The sequence below is a fragment of the Acidovorax sp. genome (genome assembly GCF_046339755.1).
Taxonomy (GTDB): domain Bacteria; phylum Pseudomonadota; class Gammaproteobacteria; order Burkholderiales; family Burkholderiaceae_C; genus Acidovorax.
In genome coordinates this window covers 1-7914 of the sequence record NZ_JBKDTZ010000388.1, presented here as the reverse complement: position 1 = coordinate 7914, position 7914 = coordinate 1, and the positions used below count along the sequence as shown (strand labels likewise).

The window sequence follows — 7914 nt, the reverse complement described above, 5'->3', positions numbered from 1 at the left end:
GCAGCGCCTCCCGGTGCGCCCCCCGCGCAGCTCGGGCGAGGACCCGGCCGAGGTCGAGTTCGTCGCGCGCTACCGCGTGGGCGGAAAGGCCGTGCGTCTGCACGAGACCAGCCGCTTCGTGCGCGAAGACGGGCGCTGGTTCTATATCGACGGCGACCAGCAGTGAGCATTTTTCCTTTCCATCTTGCGAACCTTGACCCATGACCTTTGAAGCCATCCTGTTCGACTGCGACGGCGTGCTCGTCGACAGCGAGCACATCACCAACGGCGTGCTGCGCACCATGCTCAACGAAGCGGGCTGGGCCATCACGCACGACGAATGCATGGCCTACTTCATCGGCCGCACGGTGCGCAGCGCCACGGCCCGCATCGAGGCCGAGACCGGCAAGCCCCTGACCGACGAATGGATGGCCAGCTTCTACGCCCGGCGCAATGCCGAGCTGGACCAGCACCTGGTCGCCATCGAGCACATCCACCCGACCATCGAGCGCGTGCACGCCCACCACGGCGGGCGCATCGCCTGCGCTTCGGGGGCCGACCGCTTCAAGGTGGAGATGCAACTGGTCAAGGTGGGGCTCATGCCGTACTTCGAGGGCCGCATCTTCAGCGGCCACGAGGTACCCCACACCAAGCCCGCACCCGACGTGTACCTGGCCGCCGCCGCGGCGCTGCAGGCCGATCCCCTGCGCTGCGCGGTGGTGGAAGACACCACCATCGGCGTGACGGCCGGTGCCGCCGCGGGCGCCACGGTGTTCGCTTACGACCCCCTGGGCGTGGGCGAAGAGGCCCTGCGGGCGGCCGGTGCATCCCAGGTGTTCCGCAGCATGGCCGAGCTGCCGGCCCTGCTGGGCTGCTGAGCCTTACACTCCCGCGCAGAGCGCATGTTCGCGCCGGGAGGGAAAGCTGTGGCCACACTGCAAACGGCGGTGCGTTGGATGGGCTTGGCGCTGGCCGTGGCGCTGGCCGGGTGCTCGTCTGTGCGGCCCTGGATCAACGAACCCATGCCGCTGGCCGAGCAGGCGATCACACAGCGGCCCTCGCAGCGCGATCCGAGCATCCTCGTGGCGGTCACGCTTTCGGGCGGGGGCGCGCGGGCGGCGGCCTTCGGCTTTGGCGTGCTCACCGAGATGCAGAACACGGTGTTCGAGTGGAATGGCCGGCGCACCACCTTGCTCGATGCCACCGACGTGGTCAGCGGTGTCTCGGGCGGCAGCATCGTGGCGGCCTATTACGCGGCGCATGGCATCGAGGGGTTGCCGCGCTTCGAGCACGAATTCCTGCGCCAGAACTTCCAGAACAGCCTCATCACCCAGGCCCTGCGCCCTGGCAATCTGGTGGACCTGACCTCGCCCTGGTTCGGCCGTACGCACCTGCTGGCGCGCCGGCTCGATGAGCTCTATGCCGGCAAGACCTTTGGCGACGTGGAAAAGCGCCCGCGCCACCCGCAGCTGTTCATCACCGCGACCGACATGTCGCTGGGCACGGGCTTCGAGTTCACCTGGGAGCAGTTCGCGCTGATCTGCTCGGACCTGCGCTCGGTGCCGCTGTCCTTTGCGGTGGCTGCGTCCTCGGCCGTGCCGCTGCTGCTCAGCCCCATGACGCTCAAGAACCATGCGGACCAGTGCACCGGGCGCCCCGCAGGCACCCACCTGGCACGCGCCACCGCCAGCGACTACCGCTCGCGGCTGTACCGGGTCAACGAGCAGAGCTACCTGGATGCGAAGCGCAAGCCCTATATCCACCTGGTGGATGGTGGATTGTCTGACAATCTGGGGGTGCAGCGCCTGCTGGATCGGGCGCTGGCCGGCGGCGGCCTGCGCGAGAGCTTCAGCGAGGTGGGCATTCCCCCGGGCAGCATCCGCAAGCTGGTGCTGATCACGGTGAATGCCGAGCGCGACCCATCGTTCAACATCGACACCAGCGACAAGGTGCCCGACATGCTGCAGGTGGTGGATTCGCTGCTGTTCGGCACCGGCGCGCGCGCCACGCGCGAGACGCAGGAATACCTGCGCGACATCACCGAGCAATGGCGCAAGACCCTGGCCGAGCACCCGCACAGCGGCGGCGACGTGTTCGCGCCCAATGCAGAGATCCATGTGGTACCGGTCAATCTGCGCGATTCGCCCGACGACGTGGCGCGCCCGCGCCTGTTGCAGATCCCCACGGCGTTCTCCATCGAACAGCACGAGGTGACGGACCTGATCGAGGCCGGCGGCAGCGTGCTGCGGCACTCGCCCGAGTTCCGGGCGCTGGTGAAGTCGCTGCAGGTGTACCGCGCACCCCCCGCGCCGCCGCAATAGCCGGTTCGCGGCTGCGGGATCAGGGCCGCGGCTCCGCCCCGGTGCCAGGGTGGTCCGGCTCCATCATCGCGCGCACCAGCCCGGTGAAGGCCAGTGCCGCCGGCGACAGGGTGCGGTGTGTGAGCCAGACGATGCTGTAGTGCGTCTGCATGGGCGCTTGCTTGCGGATCGGCAGGCGTTCGAGCAGCTCGGTTGCGTGGTGGAAGCCCGCATGGTCCGGCGCGAGGATGACTGCATTCGCGGTCAGGGCCAGGTGCTGCAGCGTGCCCAGGTCGTCGCAGATGACACTGAAGAACGAGCGGTCCCGGCGCTGCACCTGCGCGTCGAAGTGTGCCGCCACACCGCTGGGCAGGTTCGGGCCGGCGACGGGGTAGTCCATCGCCTGATCCAGCGCCACGGGCTGCAGGGCCAGCAGCGGATGCCCGGCACGCACGAAGAACGATACGGGCATGTTGGGCAGGCGCTTGCGTTGCAGCCCGGGCTGCTGCTGCAGGTCGCGGGTGTCGGCGATGAACAGGTCGAGTTGCCGGCGGTGCAGGCGCTCGGCCAGCGCATTCGGGTCGGCGACTTCGATGCGTATCGACAGTTGGGGATAGCGCTGGGCCATGCGCGCCAGCACGGGGCGGCCCAGCATGCCCGCCGCAAACGGACCCAGGCCCACGCTCAGCTGGCCCACCGCCAGACCCTGCAGCAACTGCAGGTCGCGCGGGATCTGGTCGGCATCGGCCATCAGCGCCTTGGCGCGCGCCAGCACCAGGTCGCCGGCCGTGGTGAATCGCACCTGGCCATAGGCCCGGTCCACCAGCCGGGCCTGCAAACCCTCTTCCAGGTTGTCGATGCTGCGCGAGAGCGCCGGCTGGGACAGATGCACCGCCTCAGCCGCTCGCCCGAAGCTGCCTTGTTCGGCCAGGGCGATCAAGTGGCGCAGCTGGCGCAGTTGCATTTTGCGTTTTGTTTAAAAAGAGACCACCTATTTTGCATTGGATATTCATTTGCATCCTGCCCAGAATGGCCTGCGTTCCCCACAAAAAAGGAGACAAGCCATGGCAATCCATCCCTTTCCGCACTCCTGGACCTTGGCGGGGCCGTTGGCCGCCTGCATGGCCCTGCTTGTGCCTGCCGCCCTGGCGCAGGCACCGGATTTCCCCCACAAGGCGGTGACCCTGGTTGTGCCCTACCCGGCGGGTGGCGGCACCGACGTGGTCGCCCGCTCGGTGGCGGAGCAGATGGCGCGGCTGCTGGGCCAGCCGGTGGTCGTGGACAACAAGCCCGGCGCCAGCGGCATCATGGGCACCAGCGCCGTGGCCAAGGCCGCACCCGATGGCCACACCGTGCTGGTCGGCCTGACCCAGTCGCTGCTGACCAACCCGTTTCTCTACGCCAGGCTGCCTTATGACCCGCGCAAGGACCTGGGCCTGGTCTCGCTGGTCGCCACCTCGCCGCTGTTGCTGCTGGTGCCCGCCAGCTCGCCGGCCCATAACCTCGCCGACCTGCAGCGGACCCTGCGCGCCAGGAGCGACGGCGGCAACTGCGGCTCGTGGGGCGCCGGCTCGTACCCGCACCTGGCCTGCGCGCACATGGCATCGAGCTGGAAGGCGCCCATCGCCCACATTGCCTACAAGGGGGAAGCCCCGATGCTGCAGGACCTGGTGGGCGGCCAACTGAGCTTCACCATCGGCAGTGCCATCTCCGCCAAGCCCTACCTGGATGCGGGCAAGCTGCGGGCGCTGGCCGTCACGGGCAGCCAGCGCCTTCCCGTGCTGCCGGCCGTGCCCACCTTCGCCGAGGCCGGCTTCGCCGACCCCGAGTACCGCGTGGTCGGCTGGCTGGGCCTGGCCGTGCCGCAGGCCACACCGCCCGCGGTGGTGGCGCGCCTGCAGCACGCCGCGCAGCAGGCTGTGGCCACGCCCGAAGTGGGCAAGCGCTTCGCCCAGCTGGGCATGCTGCCCGTGGGCAGCACGGCCGAGCAGTTCCGCCAGAGCTATGCAGCCGACCTGCCGGTCTGGGAGCGCCTGGTGCGCACTTCAGGGGCGCGATTGGATTGAAGTGAAGCACCCCCTGAGTCGCTTCGCGCCTTCCCCCTTTCTCGGCTCGCTGCGCGAGTCGGGAGGGGGACGCCCCCGGTGCGGCGGGGCGGCCCTTGCACGGGGGCACTGGCTTTGGCCGCGCCAGTTTCATGCGTCGCGGGTAGAGCGCAGTGCAATGGATCACTGAAGACAAGTATTGCAACATGACTACCAACAACCCTGTCCCCCTTTCGCCCGACCCCGTGACGCGGGGCTTCATCGCCACCTGGCCCAACGCCGAGGTGCGCGATGCCACGGGCCGCATCGTCTGGACCCTGGCGGGCTACGAGTTCCTGGACGATGCCGAGCCCGCACCCAGCGTTCACCCGGGCCTGTGGGCCCATGCGCGGCGCAACCTGGCGCATGGCCTGTTCCAGGTCACGGAGCGCATCTACCAAGTGCGTGGCTTCGACCTGGCCAACATGACGCTGATCGAGGGCGATGAGGGCGTGGTCATCATCGACCCGCTGACCTGCGCCGAGACGGCCGAAGCGGCGCTCAGGCTCTACCGCGCGCACCGCGGCGAGCGGCCCGTGACGGCGGTGGTCTACAGCCACAGCCATGTGGACCCTGTCGGCGGCGTGCGCGGCGTGATCGACGCGCAGGATGCGATCCTCCGTCGCGTGCCCATCATCGCGCCGGCAGGCTTCGTCTGGCACACCGTGGCCGAGAACATGGTGGCCGGCAACGCCATGTCGCGGCGCTCGCAGTTCCAGTTTGGCCATACGCTGCCGCGCGGCGTCTGCGGCCAGGTCGACTGTGGGCTGGGCAAGAGCCTGCCGCACGGCACGGTGACGCTGATACCTCCCACCATGACCATCGAGAAGGACCGCGAGCGCCACGTGATCGACGGCGTCGAGATCGTTTTCGCCCTGGCGCCCGAGAGCGAGGCGCCCTCGGAGATGTTCTTCTTCTTTCCCGGGCTGCGGGCGCTCAACCTGGCCGAGATCGGCCAGCAGAGCATGCACAACCTCTGCCCCCTGCGCGGCGCCCAGGTGCGCGACGCGCGCCTGTGGTCGCGCTACCTGGACGAAGCGCTGCACGAGTTCGCGCCGCATGCCGACGTGGTGTTCGCCCCGCACAACTGGCCCACCTGGGGCCAGGCGGAACTGAGCCGCTTCATCGCAGAGCAGCGCGACCTGTACAAGTACACCCACGACCAGACCGTGCGCCTCATGAACCAGGGCCAGACCGCCGTGGAGATCGCCGAGGTGCTGCGCCTGCCGGCCGAGCTGGCGGGCGCCACGCACGCGCAGGGCTACTACGGCACGCTGGTGCACAACGTCAAGGCCGTGGTGCAGCACTACCTGGGCTGGTACGACGGCAACCCGGCGCGCCTGCATGCGCTGCCGCCGGTCGATGCCGGCACGCGCTACGTGGACTACATGGGCGGCGCCCAGGCGCTGATGGCACGTGCCCACGAGGATTTCGAGCGCGGCGAGCACCGCTGGGTGGCCGAGGTCACGGCCCACCTGGTGTTTGCCGACCCGACCCACCAGGGCGCCCGCGCCCTGTGTGCCGCGGCGCTGGAACAACTGGGCTTTGCCAGCGAGTCCGCCACCTGGCGCAATGCCTACCTGCTGGCGGCACGCGAGCTGCGCAACGGCGTGCGCACCGGCCCCCGGCGCAGCCTGGGCTATGACCTGCTCAAGGCTGTGCCCATGGAGATGTTCCTCGACTGCCTGGCCGTGCGCCTGGTGGCCGAACGCGCCAGCGGCCAGGTGCTGCGCCTGGGCTGGCGGGTCACCGATACCGGCGAGCACTGGTCGCTGAGCCTGGGCAATGCGGCGCTGACCTACCGGCGTGCGGTCGATGCCGACATGGCCTTGGATGCCGCCATCGCGGTCAGCCATGAAGAGCTGGCGCGCCTGTTGGCCCATGGGGATGGCGTGGCAGCAGCTTTGACTGCCGGGATCGCAGAGGGCCGTGTTGGCGTGACCGGCGACGTGCCACGGGTCCATGCCTTCCTTGCGATGCTGGAGGAGTTCGCACCCATGTTCAACGTCGTTGAGCCCTGAGCGCCTGGGTTGCAGGCCGCAGAATCAGGGCCGGGTGTCGGGTGCGGGCGTGGTCGGCACGTCCTGCTCCTCGGCGGCCTCGGTCTGCGCCGCCATGGCGCGCTGGTAGCCCGGGCGCTGCTGCAGGCGGTGCCAGTACATCAGCGTGCGCTCGCCGAATTCCGGCGACAGGCCCAGGTGCTCGGCCAGCAGCAGCGCATAGCCCACCGACACGTCGGCCGCGGTGAAGCGGCCCGCGCACAGATGCTCGCCATGGGCCAGGGCGGCTTCCACCGCGCGCAGGCGGGCCAGGAACCAGCGGCGGTAGTCCTCCACCACCTGGGGCTGCTGGCGTTCCCGGGGCTCGAAGCGGCTGTAGCGCAGCACCAGGGTCTGGGGGAAGGTCAGCGTGGCCTCGCCCAGGTGCAGCCAGTTGAGGTAGGCGCCGTAGGCCGGGTCCACGGCGCGCACGTCCAGCCCGGCATCGGGGTGGGCGGCGGCCAGGTACTGGCAGATGGCGGCCGATTCGGTCATGCGCACGGCGCCCTGCAGGAACAGGGGCACCGTGCCCAGCGGGTTCAGTTCGAGGAAGCTGCGCGCCTTCATCCGCGGCGGAAAGGGCAGCATGTGCAGCGAGTACGGCAGTTGCAGCTCTTCGAGCATCCACAGGGGGCGGAAGGAGCGCGCGCTGACGCAGTGGTACAGGTGGATCATCGGCATCGGGGCCAGTGTAGTCCCGGGCCGTGGCCGCGGAGTTCCCCACGCTGCCAGTGCGGTTGCAGATCAGGGTGAACAGGCCCTGGCCGCCGTACGGGCGCGGCGGCGGTATTCCGCAGGCGAATGCCCGGTCCATCCCTTGAAGGCGCGGATGAAGCTCTTTTCGTTGACGAAGCCGGCCGCCTCGGCCACCTGCTTGATGGGGCGGTCGCTGCGGTGCAGCAGCTCCATGGCACGGGCCTGGCGCACCTCGTCCTTGAGGCCCTGCAGGGTGGCGCCTTCCTCCTTGAGCTGGCGGTGCAGCGTGCGCGGTGATACGTGGAGCAAATGCGCCAGCGACTCGGCGCTGTGCGCTGCCAGCGCCTGGCCCGGGTGGCCCGGCACGGGGGCGCCCAGCAGTTGGCGCACGCGCGCCACCAGCAGCCGGTCGCGCCGGTATTGCAGCACGGTGAGCGGCAGCGCGTGCTGCAGCATCTGGCGCAGTGCGGCCTCGTCGCGCCGCAGGGGCAGGGCCAAGTAGCGTGCGTCGAAATGGATGGCCGTCTGCGGCGCGTTGAAGCGCACCGGCCCGCCCGGGAACAGCACACCATACGCCTCGGCATGCGGTGGCGGCGCAAAGGCGAATTCGGCCGCCAGCAGCGGCACGCGCGAATCCACCATCCAGCAACCCAGGCCCAGGGCATTGCGCAGCACCGAGACCAGGCAGAACTCGCGCAGCGATGCCAGGGCGCGGTTCGCGACAATGGCCAGCGTGGCCGTGCGGGCGGCCTGGGGGCGGAGCCGGGGGTTGTCGTGGGCCCGCCGCCCGTGGTTGCGGCACGTGCGCGGGAGCGC

At 69.6% G+C, this 7914-nt stretch carries 8 protein-coding genes; 5 read left to right on the top strand and 3 right to left on the bottom strand.

The window, feature by feature from the left end; translation table 11 throughout:
• The 3 genes from ACK59X_RS33380 to ACK59X_RS33370 form a co-directional block, all read left to right on the top strand.
• Nucleotides 1-166: YchJ family metal-binding protein (locus ACK59X_RS33380; RefSeq protein ID WP_409963592.1), on the top strand; the 166-nt coding region annotated here is incomplete at its 5' end.
• A gap of 34 nt (nucleotides 167-200) precedes the next feature.
• Nucleotides 201-857, top strand: a complete 657-nt coding sequence (locus ACK59X_RS33375) for an HAD family hydrolase (RefSeq protein ID WP_409963588.1) — start codon at nucleotides 201-203, stop codon at nucleotides 855-857.
• 48 nt (nucleotides 858-905) lie between these two features.
• Complete coding sequence (locus ACK59X_RS33370; protein ID WP_409963586.1) at nucleotides 906-2300, top strand: patatin-like phospholipase family protein; 1395 nt, start codon at nucleotides 906-908, stop codon at nucleotides 2298-2300.
• Nucleotides 2301-2319: 19 nt separating this feature from the next.
• Here ACK59X_RS33370 and ACK59X_RS33365 read toward each other — a convergent pair whose 3' ends face one another.
• Nucleotides 2320-3243: a LysR family transcriptional regulator gene (locus tag ACK59X_RS33365; RefSeq protein ID WP_409963584.1), complete on the bottom strand. Its 924-nt coding sequence runs from the start codon at nucleotides 3241-3243 to the stop codon at nucleotides 2320-2322.
• A gap of 100 nt (nucleotides 3244-3343) precedes the next feature.
• Here ACK59X_RS33365 and ACK59X_RS33360 point away from each other — a divergent pair, with 100 nt between their 5' ends.
• Nucleotides 3344-4345, top strand: coding sequence for a Bug family tripartite tricarboxylate transporter substrate binding protein (locus ACK59X_RS33360; RefSeq protein ID WP_409963582.1), 1002 nt, complete (start codon nucleotides 3344-3346; stop codon nucleotides 4343-4345).
• Between the two features lie 185 nt (nucleotides 4346-4530).
• A complete protein-coding gene (locus tag ACK59X_RS33355) occupies nucleotides 4531-6384 on the top strand; it encodes an alkyl/aryl-sulfatase (RefSeq protein ID WP_409963580.1) in 1854 nt (617 codons plus the stop codon).
• 24 nt (nucleotides 6385-6408) lie between these two features.
• On the opposite strand, the gene ACK59X_RS33350 is transcribed toward ACK59X_RS33355, so the two are convergent.
• Together ACK59X_RS33350 and ACK59X_RS33345 are read right to left on the bottom strand one after the other, a co-directional pair.
• Nucleotides 6409-7077, bottom strand: coding sequence for a glutathione S-transferase family protein (locus ACK59X_RS33350; protein WP_409963590.1), 669 nt, complete (start codon nucleotides 7075-7077; stop codon nucleotides 6409-6411).
• Between the two features lie 69 nt (nucleotides 7078-7146).
• The coding region (locus ACK59X_RS33345) for a helix-turn-helix domain-containing protein (RefSeq protein WP_409963578.1) at nucleotides 7147-7914 on the bottom strand (768 nt) is incomplete at its 5' end.